Source organism: Bartonella sp. AD13SXNS (genome assembly GCF_042196465.1).
In the GTDB taxonomy this organism is placed as follows: domain Bacteria; phylum Pseudomonadota; class Alphaproteobacteria; order Rhizobiales; family Rhizobiaceae; genus Bartonella.
In genome coordinates this window covers 186,409-208,726 of sequence record NZ_JBHIQI010000002.1, presented here as the reverse complement: position 1 = coordinate 208,726, position 22,318 = coordinate 186,409, and the positions used below count along the sequence as shown (strand labels likewise).

At 37.9% G+C, this 22,318-nt stretch carries 20 protein-coding genes; 15 read left to right on the top strand and 5 right to left on the bottom strand.

Annotated elements, in window-relative coordinates:
* The first annotated feature begins 47 nt into the window (after positions 1-47).
* Positions 48-575: a DUF6101 family protein gene (locus ACFIMQ_RS02880; protein ID WP_375616009.1), complete on the top strand. Its 528-nt coding sequence runs from the start codon at positions 48-50 to the stop codon at positions 573-575.
* Positions 576-1,660: 1,085 nt separating this feature from the next.
* On the opposite strand, the gene purD is transcribed toward ACFIMQ_RS02880, so the two are convergent.
* The gene (gene purD / locus ACFIMQ_RS02875; RefSeq protein WP_375616010.1) at positions 1,661-2,935 is read right to left on the bottom strand and encodes a phosphoribosylamine--glycine ligase; all 1,275 of its coding nucleotides are present in this window, start codon (positions 2,933-2,935) and stop codon (positions 1,661-1,663) included.
* A gap of 90 nt (positions 2,936-3,025) precedes the next feature.
* On the opposite strand from purD, the gene ubiA reads away from it, so the two are divergent.
* Positions 3,026-4,030, top strand: coding sequence for a 4-hydroxybenzoate octaprenyltransferase (gene ubiA, locus ACFIMQ_RS02870; RefSeq protein WP_375703353.1), 1,005 nt, complete (start codon positions 3,026-3,028; stop codon positions 4,028-4,030).
* Between the two features lie 482 nt (positions 4,031-4,512).
* Here ubiA and pdxH read toward each other — a convergent pair whose 3' ends face one another.
* A complete protein-coding gene (gene pdxH, locus ACFIMQ_RS02865) occupies positions 4,513-5,136 on the bottom strand; it encodes a pyridoxamine 5'-phosphate oxidase (protein ID WP_375609083.1) in 624 nt (207 codons plus the stop codon).
* 321 nt (positions 5,137-5,457) lie between these two features.
* Here pdxH and ACFIMQ_RS02860 point away from each other — a divergent pair, with 321 nt between their 5' ends.
* The 8 genes from ACFIMQ_RS02860 (at position 5,458) to ACFIMQ_RS02825 (ending at position 14,085) form a co-directional block, all read left to right on the top strand.
* A complete protein-coding gene (locus ACFIMQ_RS02860) occupies positions 5,458-6,360 on the top strand; it encodes a DnaJ C-terminal domain-containing protein (RefSeq protein WP_375703352.1) in 903 nt (300 codons plus the stop codon).
* A gap of 126 nt (positions 6,361-6,486) precedes the next feature.
* Positions 6,487-7,305 carry an enoyl-ACP reductase FabI gene (gene fabI / locus ACFIMQ_RS02855; RefSeq protein ID WP_375606416.1) on the top strand — a complete coding sequence of 273 codons (819 nt, stop codon included), beginning with the start codon at positions 6,487-6,489 and terminating at the stop codon, positions 7,303-7,305.
* A 147-nt stretch (positions 7,306-7,452) separates the two neighbouring features.
* Positions 7,453-8,541: a chorismate synthase gene (gene aroC / locus ACFIMQ_RS02850; protein ID WP_375616013.1), complete on the top strand. Its 1,089-nt coding sequence runs from the start codon at positions 7,453-7,455 to the stop codon at positions 8,539-8,541.
* A gap of 15 nt (positions 8,542-8,556) precedes the next feature.
* Complete coding sequence (ribB, locus tag ACFIMQ_RS02845) at positions 8,557-9,669, top strand: 3,4-dihydroxy-2-butanone-4-phosphate synthase (RefSeq protein ID WP_375703351.1); 1,113 nt, start codon at positions 8,557-8,559, stop codon at positions 9,667-9,669.
* Between the two features lie 7 nt (positions 9,670-9,676).
* The gene (locus ACFIMQ_RS02840) at positions 9,677-9,931 is read left to right on the top strand and encodes an exodeoxyribonuclease VII small subunit (RefSeq protein WP_375606413.1); all 255 of its coding nucleotides are present in this window, start codon (positions 9,677-9,679) and stop codon (positions 9,929-9,931) included.
* A gap of 236 nt (positions 9,932-10,167) precedes the next feature.
* Positions 10,168-12,075: a 1-deoxy-D-xylulose-5-phosphate synthase gene (dxs, locus tag ACFIMQ_RS02835; RefSeq protein ID WP_375616015.1), complete on the top strand. Its 1,908-nt coding sequence runs from the start codon at positions 10,168-10,170 to the stop codon at positions 12,073-12,075.
* A gap of 16 nt (positions 12,076-12,091) precedes the next feature.
* Complete coding sequence (locus ACFIMQ_RS02830) at positions 12,092-12,835, top strand: TlyA family RNA methyltransferase (RefSeq protein ID WP_375616016.1); 744 nt, start codon at positions 12,092-12,094, stop codon at positions 12,833-12,835.
* Positions 12,832-14,085 (top strand): class I SAM-dependent RNA methyltransferase, encoded by a 1,254-nt coding sequence (locus ACFIMQ_RS02825; protein ID WP_375703350.1) that lies wholly within the window; start codon positions 12,832-12,834, stop codon positions 14,083-14,085. The genes ACFIMQ_RS02830 and ACFIMQ_RS02825 overlap by 4 nt, the downstream gene beginning before the upstream one ends.
* Before the next feature lie 553 nt (positions 14,086-14,638).
* Here ACFIMQ_RS02825 and tldD read toward each other — a convergent pair.
* Both tldD and ACFIMQ_RS02815 read right to left on the bottom strand, forming a co-directional pair.
* The gene (gene tldD / locus ACFIMQ_RS02820; protein WP_375703349.1) at positions 14,639-16,057 is read right to left on the bottom strand and encodes a metalloprotease TldD; all 1,419 of its coding nucleotides are present in this window, start codon (positions 16,055-16,057) and stop codon (positions 14,639-14,641) included.
* A gap of 107 nt (positions 16,058-16,164) precedes the next feature.
* Entirely contained in the window at positions 16,165-16,728 is a 564-nt protein-coding gene (locus tag ACFIMQ_RS02815) for an invasion associated locus B family protein (RefSeq protein ID WP_375703348.1), read from the bottom strand.
* Positions 16,729-17,125: 397 nt separating this feature from the next.
* Between ACFIMQ_RS02815 and cyoE the strand changes: the two genes are divergently transcribed.
* The 4 genes from cyoE (at position 17,126) to rnhA (ending at position 20,720) form a co-directional block, all read left to right on the top strand.
* Entirely contained in the window at positions 17,126-18,061 is a 936-nt protein-coding gene (gene cyoE / locus ACFIMQ_RS02810) for a heme o synthase (protein ID WP_375616020.1), read from the top strand.
* Between the two features lie 171 nt (positions 18,062-18,232).
* The gene (ispH, locus tag ACFIMQ_RS02805) at positions 18,233-19,288 is read left to right on the top strand and encodes a 4-hydroxy-3-methylbut-2-enyl diphosphate reductase (protein WP_375703347.1); all 1,056 of its coding nucleotides are present in this window, start codon (positions 18,233-18,235) and stop codon (positions 19,286-19,288) included.
* On the top strand, positions 19,288-20,247 hold the full coding sequence (locus ACFIMQ_RS02800; RefSeq protein ID WP_375703346.1) for a homoserine kinase: 960 nt from the start codon (positions 19,288-19,290) through the stop codon (positions 20,245-20,247). The genes ispH and ACFIMQ_RS02800 overlap by 1 nt, the downstream gene beginning before the upstream one ends.
* A gap of 5 nt (positions 20,248-20,252) precedes the next feature.
* On the top strand, positions 20,253-20,720 hold the full coding sequence (rnhA, locus tag ACFIMQ_RS02795) for a ribonuclease HI (protein ID WP_375703345.1): 468 nt from the start codon (positions 20,253-20,255) through the stop codon (positions 20,718-20,720).
* A gap of 27 nt (positions 20,721-20,747) precedes the next feature.
* Here the strand turns inward: rnhA and ACFIMQ_RS02790 are convergent, their stop codons facing one another.
* Entirely contained in the window at positions 20,748-21,626 is an 879-nt protein-coding gene (locus tag ACFIMQ_RS02790) for a protein-disulfide reductase DsbD domain-containing protein (protein WP_375703344.1), read from the bottom strand.
* 71 nt (positions 21,627-21,697) lie between these two features.
* Between ACFIMQ_RS02790 and ACFIMQ_RS02785 the strand changes: the two genes are divergently transcribed.
* Positions 21,698-22,282 (top strand): YqgE/AlgH family protein, encoded by a 585-nt coding sequence (locus ACFIMQ_RS02785; protein ID WP_375616025.1) that lies wholly within the window; start codon positions 21,698-21,700, stop codon positions 22,280-22,282.
* The last annotated feature ends 36 nt before the right edge of the window (positions 22,283-22,318 follow it).

Sequence of the window (22,318 nt, the reverse complement as noted above, 5' to 3'; positions counted from 1 at the left end):
AAAGCTGCTAAAGGGTGTATGTTATTTAATAAATTGGGATAATGTATATGGCTAATCAATGCTTTAATCAGGCAAAAGCGGTGCTTGAATTTCGGTTAGATCCGTGCCATTTGCCACAAACGACGACATATTTTTCATCCAAAACGGGCAATCAGGTTATTTGTTCGTTAAATGAGCGTGGTGTTTCTTTTAAAACGGATATGCCTTCAAGCTTATCGCATTTAATACCCCCTTATCATTTCAAAGGAATTGCAGCACGCACCGTAAAAACGCGTTCAGGAGAAAGAGCCGTTGCATTAGAGTTACTTCATGCAGATGAGGAAGCTTGTATCCCGCTTTTGGTTTCCAGAGATTTGAATAATGTTCTTTTGGATTGGCGATTATGGGCGGATACTTATAGCCTTCCCATGCTTATGATTAATGAAAATAATCGCATTGTGGTTGTGAAAGATCGTTCTGATTTACATCGATTTTTTTGTACAACATCGTATTCTAGACAAAAGCGTTTTTTACTTCGTTATGGCAATCCGTTAGGCTTGCGTTTGGTGATTGCGAATCGAATTGCACTCCAGTAATATTAACATGCATTCATTGTTGTACTACCGTCAGCATTTATCTTGTTGTGCCGTAAAACATCGTTGTTTGGGGCGGTAACATAAGGGGTGTAAACTTCGCACATGAAGTGTTTTTAGAAGATATGGCGAATATTCTTAAGTTTGCTTGTCGGTTTTTGTGTAAGTGCAGCATATGAGTGGGAAGCAAGAGGACCCCGCTCAATGAGAATCCAGACTTTTACAGACGGGATTTGGTGTGACTTTTGGTTCTTGAAAACAAAGAGGAAGTCAATGATTGTAAATGAGAGTTTTTTGACACCATACATTGGCAGCAGAAATCTATTATGTAAAACGCTTTTTTCGGAGAGGTGAAAACGGCTTTCGTAACAATAGAAACTGTTTTTTGCGGTATAATTTTGGGTTTTTGCCACATTATTAAAACATTAGAAAATTACTGGAAGTGTTTTTGAATTTTTTTTAATAAATCATTTCTCCATTTTGAATGAGAGCTTTGAATATTGCAGAACATTCTTATTTCATCTCTCTTTTATAATCAAAATCATTTAGATAGAAAGGGTTATCGTAATATTGAGAGTTGGAAAATACAAAGATGGTATCGGTTTTTATCTTTATTCCAGAAAGATGGCAGAATGGATTTATACTATTTGCAGGTAGTGTCGTAAAATGGGAGTGATGAGCATGAGAGATATTGTTTAAGAGTTTGTATGTGAATAACATAACTATCTTTTTTGGGCATTTTATTTTTCGTAAAAGCGGAATTTCATTAAAAAACGCGATAGATAAAAGAAATGATAGTATATATGTTTTTCTTCAGGATTTTATAAGAAAGAAAGTGTTTATAAAAATGATGAGAAAATACGTTTAAAGTAAATACAACAGTAAAATGATCATTTTATATTACATTCTCAGATTCAGAAATTTTTCCTATTTTATCATGAGTAGATATCCTATTTACAATATTTGATTGTTCAAAAGAAAGCACACTCATTTTTTCAAAATTATGGTCAACGTAAAACAGTGAGAAAATTTGTGTGTCATGCTCTTACGTGAAATCATCAAATCGTAAAAAAGAATAGTCAAAGGATTTAATTTTCTCGCGCAATAGCTCGCCATCCGATATCGCGACGAACAAAACCCTCTGGCCAAACAATATAATCAACGGCTTCATAAGCACGTTTTTGTGCTTGCGTAATCGTTTTTCCTGTTGCTGTTATATTGAGAACACGTCCACCATTTGCAATGAGTTGTCCATTTCGTAATGCTGTACCAGCTTGAAAAACTTTCACATCGGGAAGAGTATCTACTTTATCAACGTTACGAATAACAGTTCCTTTTTGGGGAGAGTCTGGATAACCATTAGCAGCCATAACAACGGTGAGAGCAGTCTTTTCAGACCACTGAAGAGGTTTATTTTCAAGATTTCCTTGAGCTGCGGCAAGAAAAATTGGTAGAATATCATCTTTAAGGCGCATCATTAAAACTTGACATTCAGGATCCCCGAATCGTACGTTAAATTCAATTAATTCGGGTCCTTTTTGCGTTATCATCAAGCCGACGAAGAGAATACCTCTAAAGGGGGCGCCCATTTCGTTCATGCTTTTTAAAGCTGGTTCAACAATTTCTTTAAGGGTACGATACACTATTTCTTGGGTCATGATGGGTGCTGGTGAATAAGCACCCATACCACCGGTATTTGCTCCAGTATCTCCATCTCCTACACGCTTATGATCTTGAGCAGATCCAAAGGGAAGAGCAACTTTACCATCACAAAGGCAGAAGAAGCTTGCTTCTTCACCTTCCAGAAAAGATTCTACAACAATTTTGTTTCCTGCATCCCCAAATGCACTTTTGAAGCAGGCATCAACAGCGTTAAATGCTTCTTCTATAGTTGTTGCAACCACGACACCTTTGCCGGCAGCTAAGCCATCAGCTTTAATAACAATGGGAACACCTTGTTGATGAATGTAAGCTTTGGCTCTAGCGGCATCATTAAAGCATTGGTAACTTGCTGTAGGAATGTTATTCTTATGACATAAATCTTTTGTAAAAGCTTTTGAACCTTCTAGTTGAGCAGCTTTTTGAGTAGGACCAAATACACAGATGTTAGCGCTATTAAGAGAATCTGTTATACCTGCAACCAATGGTGCTTCTGGTCCTACAATCACAAGATCAATAGAATGTGCTTTACAAAAATCAATAATAAGGGGGTGATCATCAATGTCTAAATTAATATTTTCACCAAATTCTGTTGTTGCAGGATTTCCAGGAGCACAATATAACTTTGTTAACAGTGGTGATGCTGCTATTTTCCATGCTAAAGCATGTTCTCGTCCACCTGAGCCAATAAGAAGAATATTCATTGCTTGCTCCTCTCATAGAAGATGATTAATTTCATCTCCTTCTCATAAGAATGAAATGTCTCTATCGCAAGACTAAAGGTAAATCATTTGATGAAAAAAAATAAAAATATCGCACCTGTTCAGTCCTATAATAGCCAAGGACGGGTTATGGATGCATCTTCCAAACAATGGGTCTACAGTTTACTTCCCTGTTCTTTATGGTTTTATGCGCAATTGGCGCGTTGGGATCGGCCTATTGGATGGCAATTGTTGATGTGGCCTTGTTTTTGGTCAACAACAATGGCTTTTCTCTCTTATGAAATGCATTATGATACTCTTTCATCAATGTTGCTTCATTGGGTTTGGTATCTTTTTCTTTTTTTTCTAGGATCCATCGCTATGCGAGGGGCAGGATGTACTTGGAATGATCTTATTGACCATAAAATCGATTCTCAGGTAGAAAGAACACGTTCTCGCCCATTGCCGACAGGTCATGTGAGTCGGTTTCAAGCAAGAGTTTTTATACTTGTGCAATGTTTGGTTGGTTTAGGCGTTTTATCACAATTTAATAGGTTTAGTTTTTTTCTAGGTATTTCGTCATTGATAGCTGTTGCATTTTATCCTTTTATGAAACGCGTAACATATTGGCCGCAGTTTTTTTTAGGCGTTGCATTTAATTGGGGGGCATTAATGGGGTGGGCTGTTGTCTTTGGAAGTTTAAGCTGGTCACCGATTTTGCTTTATGTGGGATCAATTTTATGGACCATAGGATATGATACAATCTACGCCCATCAAGATAAAGAAGATGACGCTACGGTTGGTGTGCGTTCTACAGCACTTCTCTTTGGTAAAGAAACCAAGCGTGCTTTAGTATTTTTGTATGGTGGTTTTGTACTGTTCGTGAGTTTAGCATTTTATTTAGCTGAAGTCCCTGTTCTTAGTTTTTTGGGGATTTTTGTGGCAAGTATCCATATGTTTATTCAAATTAAAGTTATTGATATAGATGACAGTGCACAATGCCTCAGGCTTTTCAAATCTAATTCGCTTATTGGTCTTGTGATTTTTGCTGGTTTAGTATGTGGTGGTATATGGATGATGTTTTATCCTACAGCTTAACAACAAATTAGATAAAATCATATATTCTGATGATGAGGAGAGGAATGAAAATACAAAGATACTTTCATTAATTTTAAAGTGTATTATTTTTTCATGTTCAAAGTTTTTTGTATTTTATGATTAGTTTTATTCCAGATCTTTCTGGTTTGAAATAACGATTTTTTCAAATTTTATTGAAATAAAAATAGACTTTAGGAGGAATGAACAACTTTTTTAATTGAAAGTGCACTTTCTCTTATCAGAAATTACAAAAGTAAAATCATAATTTTTGCTGAATACCGTGTTTTCTCTTAAATAAGCTTGTTGCTCATCTATTGTCTTCAAGCAATGCAGTAGGAGATATTATCAACCAACTTTTATAGTGAAAATAAAACTTTTCTATTGAATGGAAACCAATCATTTTGTTTTAGAAATTTGCAAATAGAAAATAGTCATTGAACCCTTAGGAAGACAAAATCTTCATAACGATAAAGCTTGAAGGATTAGGGATAAAGTTTTTGTTTTTTCCAATTGCTGTGTTCAACACAATCACGCGTAAAAAGCAGACGATCATGTAAACGAAATGGGCGATCACACCAGAATTCTATAGAAAGGGGTTTAACACGAAAACCAGACCAATACGGTGGTCGTGGAATATTGCCTACTGCATAACGTGCAGTATATTGAGCAATTGCTTTTTCGAGCACAAAACGATTGTCTAATGGTTGAGATTGTTTAGATGCCCATGCCCCAATTCGACTCCCACGTGGTCGCGATTGGAAATAGGCATCGGCTTCCTGTTGACTTACTTTTTCAACAATGCCTCTAATTCTGACCTGACGACGGAGCGATTTCCAATGAAAACCTAAGGATGCCTTCATTGATTTTAAAATTTCTTGTCCTTTACAGCTTTCATAATTGGTATAGAAGACGAAGCCTTGAGGACTGTAGTCTTTGAGGAGAACCATACGAACATTAGGAAGTCCTGTTTCGTCAACTGTTGCGAGCGCCATAGCATTCGGATCATTTATTTCGCTTATTGTTGCCTCTTCAAGCCATTTTGCAAAAAGTTCAAAAGGTTTTTGCATTTGCATAAAATGATCATCTGTTGGTATTTTATCGCTCATAGTGTCTCCAAATGTCAGCGAGCATGGGTAAGGCATTTTCTTATTTACTTTGTCATCTCGAAGTAAAGTAGCATTTTTTCCTATTTTCAAAAAGTCAATGCTATCGTGTATTTTTATAGTGGTTTCATTATTTTTGTCTTTAGCATAGACGATAATGAGCTATATTAAATAAATATCTCATTTTATCTGGTATTTTAGTTTATTGATAGACATATAAAGAAAGAAGAAATTATTCTCTAGAATAGATTGATAAAGCTATGAGGGATATTGAAAACATATCCGTTGATATTTTGAAAACGAAAAAATTGAAAAGAGGGCAATATGCGTGATCCCTACACGATTCTGGGTGTGGCACGTACCGCAAAATCGCAAGAGATTAAATCAGCATTTAGAAAATTAGCAAAGAAGTATCATCCAGATCACAATAAAGATGATGCAAAGGCTAAAGAAAAGTTTGCTGAAATTAATCAAGCTTATGAAATTATAGGTGATAAAGATAAAAAAGCACAATTTGACCGCGGTGAAATTGATATGGAAGGAAAACCGCTTTATCAAGCCTATGGTGCTGGTGAGAATTTTAACAATAAACAAAATCCTTTTTCAGGAAGAGCGAGAGGATTTGATTTTGCCTCTTCAGGTGGTGCAAGTTTTGATGCGAGTGATATTTTTCGCGATCTGTTTGGGGGAGGCGGTAGCTTTTCGAATTCCACACACTATAATCGCTCTCAACAAGGAGCACATGTTCGTGCTAATCTTGCCATAACATTAGAGCAGATGGTTGGCGCAGAAAAGGTGGAAGCCGTTTTTCCTAATGGAAAAAAGTTAAAAATTAAACTTCCAGATTATATTGAAGACGGGCAAACTATTCGTTTAAAAGGTCAGGGAGAAGAGGTTCCTCATGGGCAAGCAGGAGATGCATTGATAACCATTCAGATTCAAAAACATCCTCGTTTTCGGGTTGAAGGAAGGGCGCTTCATCTTGATTTACCAGTTTCTCTTAAACATGCTGTTTTGGGAGCAAAAGAAGAAGTTGAGACATTGGAGGGACGTGTGGTTTTAACGATTCCTGCTTGGTCAAGTTCTGATCGCGTTTTGCGGTTGAAAGGAAAAGGACTTCGTTTAAAAAATGGTACAAGAGATGATCTTTATGTGCATGTTCGTATTATGTTGCCGGAAGGTGAAAATGCTGCGCTAGAACAGTTTTTGCAAATGCAAAAAGATTAATTTTAAAAAATTTATATATAAGGCATAGTTTTTGCTTGATTTTAAACCAATTACTTGAAGAAAAAGTTGACCTGTGTCATAGGCAAATGAATAATATTAATTTTAAGTAACAATGGGGCAGTGCTAATGGCTAAGGGTAATGGTTTGTTGTACGGTAAGCGTGGCTTAATTTTAGGGTTGGCCAATAATCGCTCCATCGCTTGGGGGATTGCTAAAGCGGCGAGTAGCGCAGGGGCAGAGCTTGCTTTCACCTATCAGGGTGAAGCCATGAAAAAGCGTGTTGAGCCTTTGGCTGAAGAATTAAAGGGATTTGTTTGTGGACATTGTGATGTTTCTGACAGTGCTTCTATTGATTCAGTCTTTAGAGCCATAGAGAAGAAATGGGGCAAACTCGATTTTTTAGTTCATGCTATTGGTTTTTCTAATAAAGATGAATTAAGTGGTCGTTATGTTGATATCAGCGAATCAAATTTTATGATGACCATGAATATTTCCGTTTATTCCCTAACAGCTCTAACAAAGCGTGCAGAAAAGTTGATGCCGGATGGCGGTTCAATCTTGACACTGACCTATTATGGTGCGGAAAAAGTTGTTCCCAATTATAATGTAATGGGGGTTGCTAAAGCAGCTCTTGAAGCGAGCGTGAAGTATTTAGCGGTAGATTTAGGTCCCAAAAATATTCGTGTTAATGCGATATCTGCTGGACCGATTAAAACGTTAGCAGCTTCAGGTATTGGTGATTTCCGTTATATTTTAAAATGGAATGAATATAATGCTCCATTACGCCGTACAGTAACAATTGAAGAGGTTGGTGATTCTGCTCTTTATTTTCTTTCAGATTTGTCTCGTTCTGTTACTGGTGAAGTTCATCATGTCGATTCGGGTTATAATATCATAGGTATGAAAGCAGTTGATGCACCAGACATTTCTGTCGTTAAAGAATAAAGTTTGGTTTATAGGGTTTTATTGAACAGCGGTAATTTGACCAAATTAAAAGCGGCTGAGAGTATTTTGGAACAAAGAGCTGTCTTGTGTATAACTCAACATATGTTGTCGTTGGCATATATTTGACAGAGAAACGGATCTTTTTTCATGTCGCATAATACATTTGGTCATTTGTTTCGTGTAACCACATGGGGAGAAAGTCATGGTGCTGCTCTTGGTTGTGTCATTGATGGTTGTCCGCCTGGAATTATTTTTACTCTTGCAGAAGTTCAAGCTTATCTTGATAAACGGAGACCAGGACAATCCGTATATACAACGCAGCGACGCGAATTGGATCAAGTAGAAATCCTTTCAGGAGCTATCGCTCAGGACGATGGGACGGCATTGGTTACAACAGGTACACCAATTTCTCTGTTGATTAGAAATACAGATCAGCGTTCGAAGGATTATAGCTCGATTGCCCATCAATATCGTCCAGGACACGCGGATTATACTTATGATATTAAATATGGCCTTCGTGATTTTCGAGGAGGAGGGCGTTCTTCGGCACGGGAGACAGCAGCACGTGTTGCAGCGGGTGCATTTGCACGTAAAATTGTTCCTGGTTTGGTGGTTCGAGGAGCAGTGATAGCAATTGGTCCTCATAATATTAATCGTGATCGTTGGGATTGGTCAGAGGTTGATAAGAATCCTTTTTTTACACCTGACACAGAGATGGTTCACATTTTTAGTGATTATATCAGTAAACTCCGTAAAGAGGGGACATCTGTTGGTGCTGTTGTTGAGATCATTGCAGAAAATGTTCCGGCAGGTTTAGGAGCACCTATTTACGCAAAACTAGATCAAGATATTGCATCCTTCCTTATGTCGATTAATGCAGTAAAAGGAGTTGAAATTGGGGATGGTTTTGCGGCAGCCCGCATGAGGGGAGAAGAAAATGCCGATGAAATGCGGATGGGAAATGATGGAAAACCACTTTTTTTATCCAATCATGCTGGTGGTATTTTAGGGGGAATATCGAGTGGACAGCCAATTGTTGCACGTTTTGCTGTCAAGCCTACTTCATCAATTTTAACGCCTCGTCGCTCTATTGATGTTGATGGTCATGATGTAGATGTTATAACGAAGGGACGTCATGATCCATGTGTTGGGATTCGCGCTGTTCCTGTTGGTGAAGCGATGGTTGCTTGTGCTATTGCTGACCATTATCTAAGACATCGCGGTCAAGTTGGGTGATTGAAAAGGTGAATAATGGTGTATGATGAAGAAAAAATTGTTTCTGCACTTAAAGCTTTTGAACGCGGTGAAATTGTTGTGGTGACAGATGATGATGACCGTGAAAATGAGGGTGATTTAACTGTTGCTGCTGTTCATTGTACAGAAGAAAAGATGGCATTCATCATTCGCCACACAACAGGGATTGTTTGTGCACCTATGCCAAAAGAAGAAGCAAAACGGTTTCATCTTGCTCCTATGGTGCCAGATAATAATTCAGCACATCGGACTCAGTTTACTGTTACTGTTGATTTTAAACACGGCATAACAACAGGGATTTCAGCGCATGACCGTACATTAGCTGTACGTAATCTTGCGAATTCAGATGCAAGCGCGGATGATTTTGTTCGTCCAGGACATATTTTCCCTTTGATTGCGCATGAAGGGGGTGTTCTTATGCGTTCAGGTCACACGGAAGCGGCTGTTGATTTATGTAAATTAGCTGGTTTACCGCCAGTTGGTGTTATTGGTGAGTTGGTTAATGATGATGGCAGTGTTAAACATGGAGATGGAGTTACAAAATTTGCACAAGAACATCGATTGCATATGATAACGGTTGCGGATTTAATCGCTTATCGTCAGCGTAAAGAAATCTTGATCAGGCATATTGGAGAAATGCCTATCGAAACATCAATAGGCCCAGCTGTTGTGCAAAGTTATCAACTTCCTTGGGAAGCAGTTCAGCATGTTGCAATCGTTTTTGGTGATATTCGTGATGGTGAGAATATTCCTGTGCGTTTGCATCGTGAAAACATTATGAATGATGTTTTTGGTCAAGCGTCAGATGTTACCGCTATCATGCAGCGTATGATGGAAAAAGAAAAACGGGGTGTTTTTGTTTATTTACGTGAAGGATCAGTTGGTATTGATGAAAAATCAGCTATGAGCATTCAGGAAATGGCAAAAGACGGTTCAGAAAACCATATACAGGCAATTGAACGTGAAGAAGAATGGCGCCAAATTGGTTTAGGGTCACAAATTTTGAAACATTTAGGAATCAGTTCTGTTATTGTTTACGCTTCTAAAGAGCGTCGTTATGTAGATTTAGAAGGTTTTGGAATTCGTATATCCAGAATAGATATTTTGTGAGGTTCATATGAAAAAAGAAATACAAGAGGGGGATATTACGACCTTAAGTTTTGAACAAGCGCTGAAGCAACTTGAAGTTATTGTTGAAAATTTGGAACGTGGCGATGTGCCTTTGGAACAATCCATAGATATTTATGAACGTGGTGAAGCGCTTAAAAAACATTGTGAAAAACTCTTGAAAGTTGCTGAAGCTAAAGTTGAAAAAATTCAACTTTCAGAGGGAGGTTCTCCAGAAGGAGTAGAACCACTTGATGCTCAATAATATTAAACTATTTTTGGATATTTATTGCGGGATTAAGCAGTGCAATAACCTTATTTATAGAAAGCAAATTTTATTGGTTTCTTTTTTATAAAATAAGTTAAAAATGAGAAAAATCATAAATCATCTCAAATAGAGATTTTTCAGTAAAAAAGATGCAAAACTGTCAATAAAAGAGTAGAGAAGATGTATTTTTATCGTTGCGTTCTCTTGAGTTAAGGTAATAGGAGGGAGTTTTTTTGTCTCATATCTTAACACCATTGCTTGACCGTGTTTGTTTCCCGCAAGATTTGCGGGCTTTGCCTGAGTCTGATTTGGTACAGTTGGCTAATGAGTTGCGGGCAGAAACAATTGATGCGGTTTCTGTAACAGGTGGTCATCTTGGGGCAGGACTTGGTGTTGTTGAGCTCACTGTTGCATTACATTATGTTTTTAATACACCAGAGGATAGGATTATTTGGGATGTTGGTCATCAAACCTATCCACATAAGATTTTAACGGGGCGTAGAGAAAAAATACGTACATTACGTCAAGAGGGAGGATTATCAGGTTTCACAAAACGTTCAGAAAGTATGTATGATCCATTTGGAGCGGGCCATTCGTCTACTTCTATTTCGGCGGGGCTTGGCATGGCGGTAGCGAGTGCTTTGAAGGCAGAGACAAGACGCAATATTATCGCTGTTATTGGTGACGGTGCAATGTCTGCGGGCATGGCTTATGAAGCAATGAATAACGCTGGTGCTTTGGATGCGCGCTTGATTGTTGTTCTTAATGATAACGATATGTCTATTGCACCGCCTACAGGTGCTATGAGTGCACATCTTGCACGACTAGTTTCTCGTCCTGCTTATCGTCATTTGCGTGAACGTGTAAAGATGTTGAGCGAAAAATTGCCAAAGTTTTTTTTGGATAAGGCACGCCGTTCAGAGGAATTTGCGCGTAGTTTTTTGGTTGGGGGAACGTTATTTGATGAGCTTGGCTTTTATTACGTGGGCCCCATAGATGGGCACAATTTAGGGCATTTATTACCCGTTTTAAAAAATATTCGTGAATGTCCTAATGGTCCAGTTTTGGTGCATGTCGTAACCCATAAGGGAAAGGGATATCCACCTGCAGAAGCATCTTCTGATAAATATCATGGTGTTAATCGTTTTGATGTTACGACAGGAAAACAGGTTAAAGTATCAAGTAATATTCTACCCTATACCAAGGTATTTTCTAAAGCTTTATCAGAAGAAGCGCGCCATGATGATAAGATTGTGGGCATAACAGCAGCGATGCCAACAGGGACAGGCCTTGATGCTTTTGCGGAAAAATTTCCTGAAAAAATGTTTGATGTTGGTATTGCTGAGCAACATGCCGTAACTTTTGCGGCAGGACTTGCTTGTGAAGGGTATAAGCCTTTTGTTGCAATTTATTCTACTTTTTTACAGCGTGCTTATGATCAAATTATTCATGATGTATCAATTCAAAAATTACCGGTACGTTTTGCTATTGACCGAGCAGGTTTTGTGGGGGCAGATGGTGCAACACATGCTGGAAGTTTTGATATTGTTTTTTTGTCCACTCTTCCTGAGTTTGTTGTTATGGCACCTTCTGATGAACTTGAATTGATGCATATGGTGCGTACAGCTGCAGCCTATGATCAGGGTCCCATTTCTTTTCGTTATCCACGTGGTGAGGGTCTTGGTATAGATTTACCGCAACGTGGTGAGTTGTTAGAAATTGGAAAAGGGCGCGTTCTGCGTGAAGGAAATAGGATTGCTTTGGTTTGTTTTGGCACGCGGATGTCAGAAGTGTTGCAAGCTGCTGATGCGTTGGAGGCTGAAGGATTATCTACAACAGTTGCAGATGCACGGTTTGCAAAACCTTTAGATAAGGATTTGATGCGTCGTTTGGCACATGAGCATGAAGTTTTGGTGACAATTGAAGAAGGTGCAATTGGTGGGTTTGGAGCACACATATTACAATTTTTAGCGCAAGAAGGGCTCTTAGAGCATGGTTTGAAAGTTCGTACACTAAAACTTCCTGATGAATATTTGAGTCATGGTTCACCAGAAAAAGTTCTTTCACGTGTCGGACTTGATGCTATGGGTATTTTAAACACGGTTTTTACTGCTTTGGGACGCGAGATTCGAACAGGATAGAAAATTCGAGTATGAGATGGCTTCCAGAAAAAGACTCGATATTCTTTTAGTTGAAAAAAACTTTTTTACGACACGTTCACGCGCACGTGATGCAATTATGCGCCAAACTGTTAAAGTTAATGGAGAAATCGTTTTTAAAGCTGGGCAAATCGTTTTTGATGATGCAGAGATTACCGTTTGTGATCCAGCGCAGAAATATGTTTCTCGGGCCGCGTTAAAATTGATTGCTGCACTTGATGCATTTCCAATTATGACAGATAAAGTGACAGCCATTGATGTTGGGGCATCAACAGGTGGTTTTACTCAAGTTCTCTTAGAGCGTGGAGCGGCCCATGTCATTGCGGTTGATGTTGGGCATCATCAATTTGATACACGTTTATTGGGCAACAGGGCTATAACGTTATTAGAAGGCTTAAATGTTAGAGATTTTCAACAGGAACATTTAGGCGGTAGGGAAATTGATCTTATCGTTTCCGACGTCAGCTTTATTTCTCTTAAACTTGCATTGCCTCCCGTTTTATCTTTAGCCAAGAAGGGTGCTCAAGCTGTTTTATTGGTAAAGCCTCAGTTTGAGGTTGGTCGTAAGCACCTTGGAAAGGGAGGAATATTAAATCCATCAAGTGCTAAAAAAACCGCTGAGGCACTTTTTATCTGGTTAGATACTCAAACGGGGTGGCGTGCAAAAGGTTTACTTCCTTCACCCATTACAGGTGGTGATGGCAATGTGGAATATTTACTATTCGGAGAAAAACAAGAGTGAACGATAATGTGATAATCGACTATATTGGAGCAAATGGTTATGGTACTTCCAAGACGTCGCACGGTTTTATTTATGTTCCTTTTACTTTACCGGGAGAGTGTGCTGAAATTACTGTTCATGGAAAATATGCAACATGTATAGCATTAAAAGAAAAATCACCAGAACGTGTTGATGCTCTTTGTCAGCATTTTGGAGAATGTGGAGGGTGTGCTCTTCAGCATTGGCATACTGATGCTTATTGCGTATGGAAACGACAATTAGTTGTTGATGCACTTAAAAAGTATGGACTTAATAATGTTGTTGCGCCTTTAATAGAATGTAAACCCTATAGCCGACGTCGGATGACGTTAACAGCATCCATGACCCCACAGGGGCAAAAAGTTGGTTTTAATCGTTATCTCTCTCATGAGATTGTAGCTTTTGAAGAATGTCCAGTGACGCGTTTAGAGATTATGTCTAAACTAGATGATATCAGGTCACTTTGTGCTCTTGTAAGCAATCATGCCAAACGGTTTCATATAACGATAACATCTGTTGAAAACGGTTTAGATATCGCTTTAAGCGATTGTGTTATACGCGATGAGCGTGTTCGTCAGAAAATGATCAGTGCTGCTCTTTCATATGGGATTATACGTTTATCTGTTGACGGAGAAGTTTTGGTTGAACAAGAAAAACCATTGGTTTATTTTGGAGATGTCCGTGTTGAATTTCCTTCTGGTGGTTTTCTTCAAGCAACTTGTGAAGCTGAAAATATAATGGGCGATATTATTTTGACTCATTTAAAAAAAGCAAAGAATGCTCTTGATTTATTTTCAGGGGTAGGAACATTTGCCTTGCGTATGGCAAAAAAGATGAATGTTCATGCAGTAGAAAATAATGAAGATGCATTAAGAAATCTAAATACAGCAGCACGTTTTGCAACTGGTTTAAAAACAGTCACTTGTGAAAAACGTGATCTTTTTCGCCATCCACTTTCTGTAAAGGAACTTGAGTGTTTTGAGAGCGTTGTTTTTGATCCTCCTCGCGCTGGAGCAGAGGAACAAGTACATGAACTGGCAAAGGCAACAATATCACGTGTTGTGGCAATTTCGTGTAATCCCGTTACATTTGCTCGTGATTTATCTTTTCTTGTTGCAGGGGGGTATACAGTAGAAAAAATCATACCAATTGATCAATTTTTATGGTCGCCACATGTCGAAGTTGTTGCTGTTTTGAGCAAAAATAAAAAGAAGAAAAGTTGGAAGCTTTAGCCTGAAAGTTTTTTTGACATAGTTCATTTGAGTATTATTATAAAATCTCTCTAAAATTTATCTACAATAATAATCTTTTTCTTTTCTTATTGAATGAAAGCACTGAAATACAGGAAGTTTTTTTATTTGAAACTTTTTTATTATAAAACATAAAAGATAGTTGCTCCACTACTCCATACAAAAGACGAACGTATCATGAAGAAGGTGTATTTAAGCAAGCCAACACCATCGTAATATTGGCCACCTCCTAATATTAGCTACAGCTCTTGGTACTTGAGATGGTTCATTATAGGTATTTTTAGTTCTTTCTTGTACAGTTTTACTCCATGCATCTCCCCCTCCGCTTGTAACGTACAAACGAATAATCTTAATTGATTCAACAGACACAAATTCAAAATGAGAAAATCTTACGGTGTTCAAGGTTTTAATTTAAATATGAATAACGCTCAATTATCTTTATAAATCAATGTTTGTAACAAAAATTCACCCTTCACAAGACCATCTTGATAAACGAGAAGGGGCAATATTGAATATTGGGAAGGAATGAGCAAGCTTATTTCAACGCAGTTCCACCGATTGTCATATTATTAATCCGCAGATGAGGTTGTCCAACACCAACAGGAACGTTTTGTCCTGCTTTTCCGCACATACCAATACCATTATCCAGTTTACTATCATTTCCAATCATTGTGATACGTTTCATAGCATCCGGTCCATTTCCAATAAGAGTTGCACCTTTAATTGGTGCACCAATTTTACCATTTTCTACTCGGTATGCTTCAGTACACTCAAAGACGAATTTTCCGGAAGTAATATCAACTTGTCCTCCACCAAATGAAACAGCATAGATACCATGTTTGAGTGAAGAAAGGATTTCTTCAGGTGTTTTATCTCCTCCTAGCATGATTGTATTGGTCATTCGCGGCATTGGTGCATAAGCATAAGATTCACGCCGTCCATTTCCAGTTGATTTACCCCCCATAAGCCGTGCATTAAGCCTGTCTTGCATAAAACCAACGAGTTTTCCATCTTCAATGAGAACATTATATCCTGAAGGGGTTCCCTCATCATCGACAGTGAGAGAGCCACGGCGTTGTGGAATTGTTCCATCATCAACAACTGTAACACCTTTTGCCGCAACTTGTTGTCCTAAAAGTCCAGCAAAAGCAGATGTTTTTTTGCGGTTAAAGTCACCTTCCAAACCATGACCTACGGCTTCATGGAGCATAACGCCAGGCCATCCATTGGCTAAGACAACATCAAAAGATCCTGCAGGTGCTGCTTCTGCTTCTAAATTTGTTAAAGCCATACGTAAGGCTTCATCCGCAGCTTCTTTCCAATTTTCTTCACGAATAAATTGGTTAAATGTTTGTCGCCCCCCACATCCATAGAAACCATTTTCACGTCGATTGCCTTCAGCGGCGACCACAGATATAGAAAGTCGTACGAGTGGACGAATATCACGAACCAAATATCCATCTGCACGTAAAATTTCAACATGTTGTAGCGAGCCGGAAAGAGAAACAGTCACTTGATGTAATTTATCATTTTTCGCACGCAAATAGGCATCAATTTTTTGCAAAAGAGCACTTTTTTCTTCAAATGACGGAGTATCAAGAGGATTATGCGGTTGATAAAGTCTCTTGTTTGTTTGTTGAGGTGCTACGCTATAAGGTCCAGCATGATTATTATAGGTAACAGCTTTAGCTGCTTCACAAGCATGCTTGAGTGCAGCAGCTGATAATTCATTAGAATGTGCATATCCCGTAGCTTCTCCAGCAACGACACGCAGACCAAACCCCATATCTTGATGGAAAGAGCCGTTTTTAAGCTGTCCATTATCAAATAAAAGAGCTTCCCTTTCTGTATACTCAAGGTAAAGTTCGCCATCATCGGCATGATGAAGCGTTTCCTGTACAAGAGACTGCACTTTAGAGGAAGCAATATCAAAATGATCAATCAGCGATTTCATAAGAATTATCCTATTGTTATGGGGATGATAAGATTTTTATTGATCTAATTAAGGAGCTCTCAAAATATACGATGAGATTTTAATTGTCCAATGTGTGTCGATTTTATTCATGTTGGTAAGGTTGCATAGGCATCGCTAAGACCCTGAAGGTCAACCAGACCTCCAATTCCTTGCTCTGGGGTTGTGAAGATAAAATAGGTTGCCATTTTTCCTTTTAAAAAGAGTTGTAATATGTCTTCTTTCAGAAAAGCTTCAGCAACACAATTATCACCAAGACAACGACGATATTCCATTCTTCCCATATCTTTATCGTCAATTTTAATGCCAACACCAGGACGTAACTCAACGCGAATCGGAACAAAAACACGCATCAAAGCGCCTTGCTTTTGAGGAAGTTTATAAAAGGTAACGCGGAGGGTAATATCGTGACGACCTTGTGTATGGACGTTTTGTACAACTTCACACTGCATATTAGGTGTACCTGGTGGTAGAGAACAAACTTTTGTCCATGCACCATAGGTTTGTGGAGCAGGGACATTTTGCGCATAGGGTGTTTGTGCAAAAGCATGATTGATAACACTACTATAAAGTGTGTAAAGAACAGCACTAATAAAAAAAGTTTTTTTGAGTAATCTATAAAATATCACAGAAAATCCTATCCGATTCAACATACACAATCATACATAGATTTGCATAAAAAATGAATTCTCCATATAAAAACTATAACACAAAACTAGTATTCACCCAAATATATTAATCCATATGCTAGAAATAAAAGAAAATGAGAACGAGGAGCATTTTGTAAGAGATAAATTTTCAGCATGGTTTTATGATGTTTGGTAGGATACATTTTTATGATACATTTGTAATATACGATAGAATGTTGATTGAAAAAATATATTTTTGTTGCAAATATTTCTATCTATTTTAGAGGGTACATACAACAGAGCTATCGCACATTTTCTCAAAAATAGATTGGTCTTAATTGGTCATTCTCATATGTTAGATAATATTTGCCAAATAATATTGATTTGTGAATGACAAAAATGGAAAAGGGTTTTAAGTGGCATGTCAGTTTCAGGAGAGTTATCAGTTGCGAATGGCAAGTCAACGCCACCAAAATCCATTATTAGTGATTATATCACATTATTAAAGCCACGTGTTATGTCTCTTGTGGTCTTTACGGCTTTGGTTGGTTTGGTGGTGTCTCCTGTTCCTATCAATCCATGGTATGGTTTTTTAGCAATTTTATGTATTGCTGCTGGTGGCGGTGGTGCGGGGGCACTTAATATGTGGTATGATGCTGATATTGATGCCGTGATGGAACGGACCCAAAAGCGCCCCATTCCTACGGGTAAAATAAGCCCCCGAAAGGCATTTATTTTTGGTATGGTTCTTTCTATGCTTTCGGTATTGGTTATGGGGAGCTTCATTAATTGGTTTGCGGCGTTTTTTCTTGCTTTTACAATTTTCTTTTATGTCGTTATCTATACAATTTGGTTAAAGCGTATCACACCCCAAAATATTGTTATTGGTGGTGCTTCTGGAGCTTTTCCACCAATGATTGGATGGGCTGTGACAACAGGGACAGTGAGTATTGATAGCTTTTTATTATTTTTAATCATTTTTATGTGGACTCCTCCTCATTTTTGGGCTCTTTCTCTCTTTTCATCTCTTGATTATGAGGCTGCAGGTATTCCTATGATGCCTAATGTACGAGGTGAATATTCAACAAAAAAACAGATTTTATTTTATACTATTTTGATGGCATTATGCGCTGCTGCTCCTTTCTTTACTGGTCTTGGCAGAATTTTTTATGGTATTTTTTCAACAATTTTAAGCATTATCTTTGTTTACTTTGCCTATCGTTTGTGGAAAGCTGATACACATAATGAAACTATTTTGATGGCAAAAAAACTGTTTTTCTTTTCATTACTTTATTTGGCAGCTATCTTTGGGTTTCTTTTGATTGAATCTCTTGTTTGGTATTTTATCGCTCTTTAGGAGCGTGAAAATATAAAAAACAAATTTTAAAAGAGCTTTCCTACAAGAAGATACTATAAAATATGTTCTTATGTAAAAGATGGTATTGCTAGTTTTTTTGCATTGATTATTCGTGCATAAGGATAGGTTGTTTGACTATGATACTAAAGCTATAGAGATTAAGGATGATTTATGTCTGGACTTCCCCCTTTAACGATACGTCTTTGTGGTCCACGTGGATTTTGTGCAGGGGTTGATCGTGCTATCCAGATTGTTCTTCTTGCATTAAAAAAATATGGTGTTCCAGTGTATGTTCGTCATGAAATTGTACATAACCGCTATGTAGTTGAGGGATTGCAGCAACGGGGAGCTGTTTTTGTTGAAGAACTTGATGAGATTCCAGAAGAATATCGCACTCAACCGGTTGTTTTTTCTGCCCATGGTGTACCAAAATCTGTATCAAAAGAAGCACAACGCTATAATTTGTTTTATCTTGATGCAACATGTCCGTTGGTCTCGAAAGTTCACAAACAAGCGATACGGCATCAACGTCACGGTCGTCATGTTATATTGATTGGTCATGCTGGTCATCCTGAGGTGATAGGAACGATGGGACAGCTTGAAGAAGGGGCTGTGACGCTCATTGAAACGATAGAAGATGCTTTGCATTATCAACCAAGGGATCCAGATAAATTAGGATTTGTGACACAAACAACGCTTTCTGTTGAAGATACTGCAGGAATTATCGATATATTACAACAACGTTTTCCTACATTAGCAGCCCCAGCGGCTGAGTCAATTTGCTATGCGACAACGAATCGACAAGATGCGGTTAAAGCAGCGGCAAAAGGGAGTGATTTGTTTTTGATTGTTGGAGCACCAAATTCTTCTAATTCGCGACGTTTAGTCGAGGTTGCTGAAAAGTCTGGTGCGCAACAAGCTATTTTAGTACAGCGCGCTGATGAAATTAATTTTGAAAACCTAAAAGCTCTTTCTGTTGTCAGTCTTTCAGCAGGGGCTTCCGCTCCTGAAATTATTATTGATGAAATTATTTCAGCATTTCGTGAGCGTTATGATGTCACAATAGAATTGGCTGAAACAGTGGTAGAAACGGAAAAATTTTTAGTGAGTCGCGAATTACGTGATGTTATTTTAACCTCTCAAGATATGGCTTTTGTTAATGGTCAAGAAAATAGTACAAAAAATGAACATCAAGATACAGACATGTCTAAAACGAAAGCAGAATAATGGCCGTTTATACAGATATTCATCCAAATGATTTAAAAGCGTTTTTAACAGGTTACGCAATAGGGTCGCTTTTGTCTTATCAAGGTATAGAGGAAGGGATTGAAAATTCTAATTTTATGTTGGAGACAACACAAGGACGATTTATTCTAACACTTTATGAAAAGCGTATTTCAAAAGATGATTTACCTTTTTTTTGTAGCTTAATGCAGCATTTAGGACAGCGTGAAATTCCTTGTCCTCAACCCGTTATTCAAAATGATGGCATGATGATCAGTGAACTAGCAGGACGTCCTGCTGCTATTATTACTTTTCTGGAAGGAGAGTGGATCCGCCAGCCCAATATAGATCATTGTGGCGAAGTGGGGACGGGATTAGCACAATTGCATTTAGCAGGACAGGATTTTACACTCAGTCGTAAAAATACTCTTTCTATTATGGATTGGCAGGTATTGTGGCAACGTTGTCAAACAAAAGAAGATGCATTATTAAAAGAATTTGGACAAAAAATTGAGTGGGAATTGGTTTTTTTACAAAAAAACTGGCCATTAAATTTACCAACAGGCATTATTCATGCGGATTTATTTAATGATAACGTTTTTTTTGTGAATCATCGTCTTTCTGGTATGATAGATTTCTATTTTGCTTGTAATGACTTTTGGGCTTATGATTTAGCGATTTGTTTAAATGCTTGGTGCTTTGAGCCTGATCATTCCTATAATCTTACCAAAGCACGTAAGTTATTGGAAAATTATCAAAAAATAAGACCATTGATCCCTTTAGAACTGGACAAGATTGTTTTATTAGCTCGTGGTGCGTCTTTACGTTTCTTACTCACACGCCTTTATGATTGGTTTAATACACCGCCTAATAGCTTTGTTATTAAGAAAGATCCATGGGAGTATTGGCACAAGCTTTGTTTTTTCAGTAATGTAAATTCTCTAAGTGAATTAGGTTTTTAAATTTTATGGCAACTCAACAAAAAGTCGTTGAAATTTATACAGATGGTGCTTGCTCAGGGAACCCTGGAATTGGAGGGTGGGGAGCAATTTTACGCTGGAATGGTCATGAACGTGAGCTTTATGGCGGTAAGGTCCATACGACAAACAATCAAATGGAACTCATGGCGGCAATTTATGCATTAAAGGCGCTTAAAGAGCCCTGTTTGGTCGACCTTTATACAGACTCAGTTTATGTACGTAATGGGATATCTAAGTGGATTGAAGATTGGAAAAAGAATAATTGGCGCACCGCATCAAAAAATCCTGTGAAAAATATGGAGCTATGGCAAGCTCTTGAGGATGTTTGTTCTTGTCATACAGTCAGGTGGCACTGGGTAAAAGGGCATGCGGGACATCCTGAAAATGAACGCGCTGATGCACTTGCTCGCAAAGCAATTACTCAATATCGCGACAATGGACATTTTCCAGCATAATTGCTGTTTGAGAGCCTTTTTCTTTTATCACGGAGTTGCAAGAGAGGGGGGCTGCGTATGGAATATGAATGTTCCACTTAAGGCGTGATCTTTAAAAGAAACAGTATAAAAAATTTTTTGGTTTATTTTTTCTGGTACGAAATAGAGCGGAGCACTAAAGAGCGTATATTCCGCGTTATCACTGACTTTTTTTGCTGCCCCAATTTGCATTTCTCCTCCATCTAAAAAGAGAGAGGAAGGAGTGATTTTGTCGTTATTTTTTATTTTTAGAAGAAGAGTATTGTTATTTTTTTCGGCGCTTATTTTGAGTGCATTCTGCATCATGCGAGGCAAAGAATTTTGGGCATTTTTTAAGAAGGAAAGGGGAAGATGTTTGTTTTTAAGAACAGATGGCGAAAAATCAAAGTTAATAGTCAATGGAAGACAGATTTTATTACATAGTCCAAGAGTGAAAGCCCCACTTAAATTTTTGCTTGAACTAGAAAGATTGAAGGGCAATGTCACTTTATCTTTATAGCCTAATGACCAATCATTTTCTGTTTCAAAAAGCTGTGGCGTCGGATAAAAGATTTCATAAGAAACGTGTTGATTGAAATTAAAAAATGGTGCCATGCCAGAATTACCTGGATTACGCCAGTAAGTTTTCCATCCTGATTTAAGCACAATTTCAATAATGCCTTCTCTTATTCCAGAAAGAGAAGGTTCAGTGATTGCTAATCGGATACGACCACCCTCTGATTCATACCAAGATGTTGCGAAAAGCTGGAGTTTTTGTTCTTTTTGAGCATTTACAGGAATGTTAAGTAATTTTAAAACTAGGAATGTTAAGCATAAAGTAACTAAAAGCTTTTTATAAAAGAAAGTTGCGATATTTTGTAAATTTGTAAATATGTGACTTTTTTTCATTGGAGTTTTATTTTCCTAGTGTACTAAATGAACAAACTTTTATCATGTAAATTATGGAGAATAACAGATTAATGAAGCAGTGTAATGGCTTTTTGGGTGGTCAATTACTCATAGCAATGCCTGGAATGAATGACAAACGCTTTATTCGTTCTGTTATTTATATTTGCGCGCATTCTGATGCTGGTGCGATGGGCATTATTCTCAATCAATTACACCATATTGATTTTCCAGAGCTTTTGCTTCACCTTGGAGTAATAGACAGTGGCAAAAAAAAATGTCTTTCTGAACCGATAAAAAAGTTTCCAGTTCGCTATGGTGGTCCTGTTGATCCTTCACGTGGTTTTGTCCTTCATTCAGATGATTATGCTTGTGAAGAAACTGTTTTTATTGCAGAGAAGGTCTGTTTTACTGCGACAATTGATATATTAAAAGCGATTAGCTGTGAACAAGGTCCGCAGCATGCACTGGTAGCATTAGGCTATGCTGGATGGAAAGCAGGACAACTTGAGGCTGAAATTTCTACGAATGGTTGGCTAATCAGTTCTACATCACCTAGTTTTCTTTTTGAAAGCGATTTAAGTCGCAAGTATGACGAAAGTTTAACGCGCATGGGGATCAATCCAACCTATCTTGCTTCTGAAATGGGACATGCATAGAGTTTTGTTATTTTCTGAGTTTTTTAACTTTACATG

Coding starts and splice junctions, on each gene's coding strand:
- cyoE (WP_375616020.1), top strand. CDS start 17,126: ATGTCAGTTTCAGGAGAGTTATCAGTTGCGAATGGCAAGTCAACGCCA.
- aroC (WP_375616013.1), top strand. CDS start 7,453: ATGTCGCATAATACATTTGGTCATTTGTTTCGTGTAACCACATGGGGA.
- fabI (WP_375606416.1), top strand. CDS start 6,487: ATGGCTAAGGGTAATGGTTTGTTGTACGGTAAGCGTGGCTTAATTTTA.
- tldD (WP_375703349.1), bottom strand. CDS start 16,057: ATGAAATCGCTGATTGATCATTTTGATATTGCTTCCTCTAAAGTGCAG.
- ACFIMQ_RS02880 (WP_375616009.1), top strand. CDS start 48: ATGGCTAATCAATGCTTTAATCAGGCAAAAGCGGTGCTTGAATTTCGG.
- ACFIMQ_RS02830 (WP_375616016.1), top strand. CDS start 12,092: ATGGCTTCCAGAAAAAGACTCGATATTCTTTTAGTTGAAAAAAACTTT.
- rnhA (WP_375703345.1), top strand. CDS start 20,253: ATGGCAACTCAACAAAAAGTCGTTGAAATTTATACAGATGGTGCTTGC.
- ubiA (WP_375703353.1), top strand. CDS start 3,026: ATGAAAAAAAATAAAAATATCGCACCTGTTCAGTCCTATAATAGCCAA.
- ACFIMQ_RS02815 (WP_375703348.1), bottom strand. CDS start 16,728: ATGTTGAATCGGATAGGATTTTCTGTGATATTTTATAGATTACTCAAA.
- ACFIMQ_RS02790 (WP_375703344.1), bottom strand. CDS start 21,626: ATGAAAAAAAGTCACATATTTACAAATTTACAAAATATCGCAACTTTC.
- ACFIMQ_RS02785 (WP_375616025.1), top strand. CDS start 21,698: ATGAAGCAGTGTAATGGCTTTTTGGGTGGTCAATTACTCATAGCAATG.
- ACFIMQ_RS02860 (WP_375703352.1), top strand. CDS start 5,458: ATGCGTGATCCCTACACGATTCTGGGTGTGGCACGTACCGCAAAATCG.
- pdxH (WP_375609083.1), bottom strand. CDS start 5,136: ATGAGCGATAAAATACCAACAGATGATCATTTTATGCAAATGCAAAAA.
- ACFIMQ_RS02800 (WP_375703346.1), top strand. CDS start 19,288: ATGGCCGTTTATACAGATATTCATCCAAATGATTTAAAAGCGTTTTTA.
- purD (WP_375616010.1), bottom strand. CDS start 2,935: ATGAATATTCTTCTTATTGGCTCAGGTGGACGAGAACATGCTTTAGCA.
- ispH (WP_375703347.1), top strand. CDS start 18,233: ATGTCTGGACTTCCCCCTTTAACGATACGTCTTTGTGGTCCACGTGGA.
- ribB (WP_375703351.1), top strand. CDS start 8,557: ATGGTGTATGATGAAGAAAAAATTGTTTCTGCACTTAAAGCTTTTGAA.
- ACFIMQ_RS02840 (WP_375606413.1), top strand. CDS start 9,677: ATGAAAAAAGAAATACAAGAGGGGGATATTACGACCTTAAGTTTTGAA.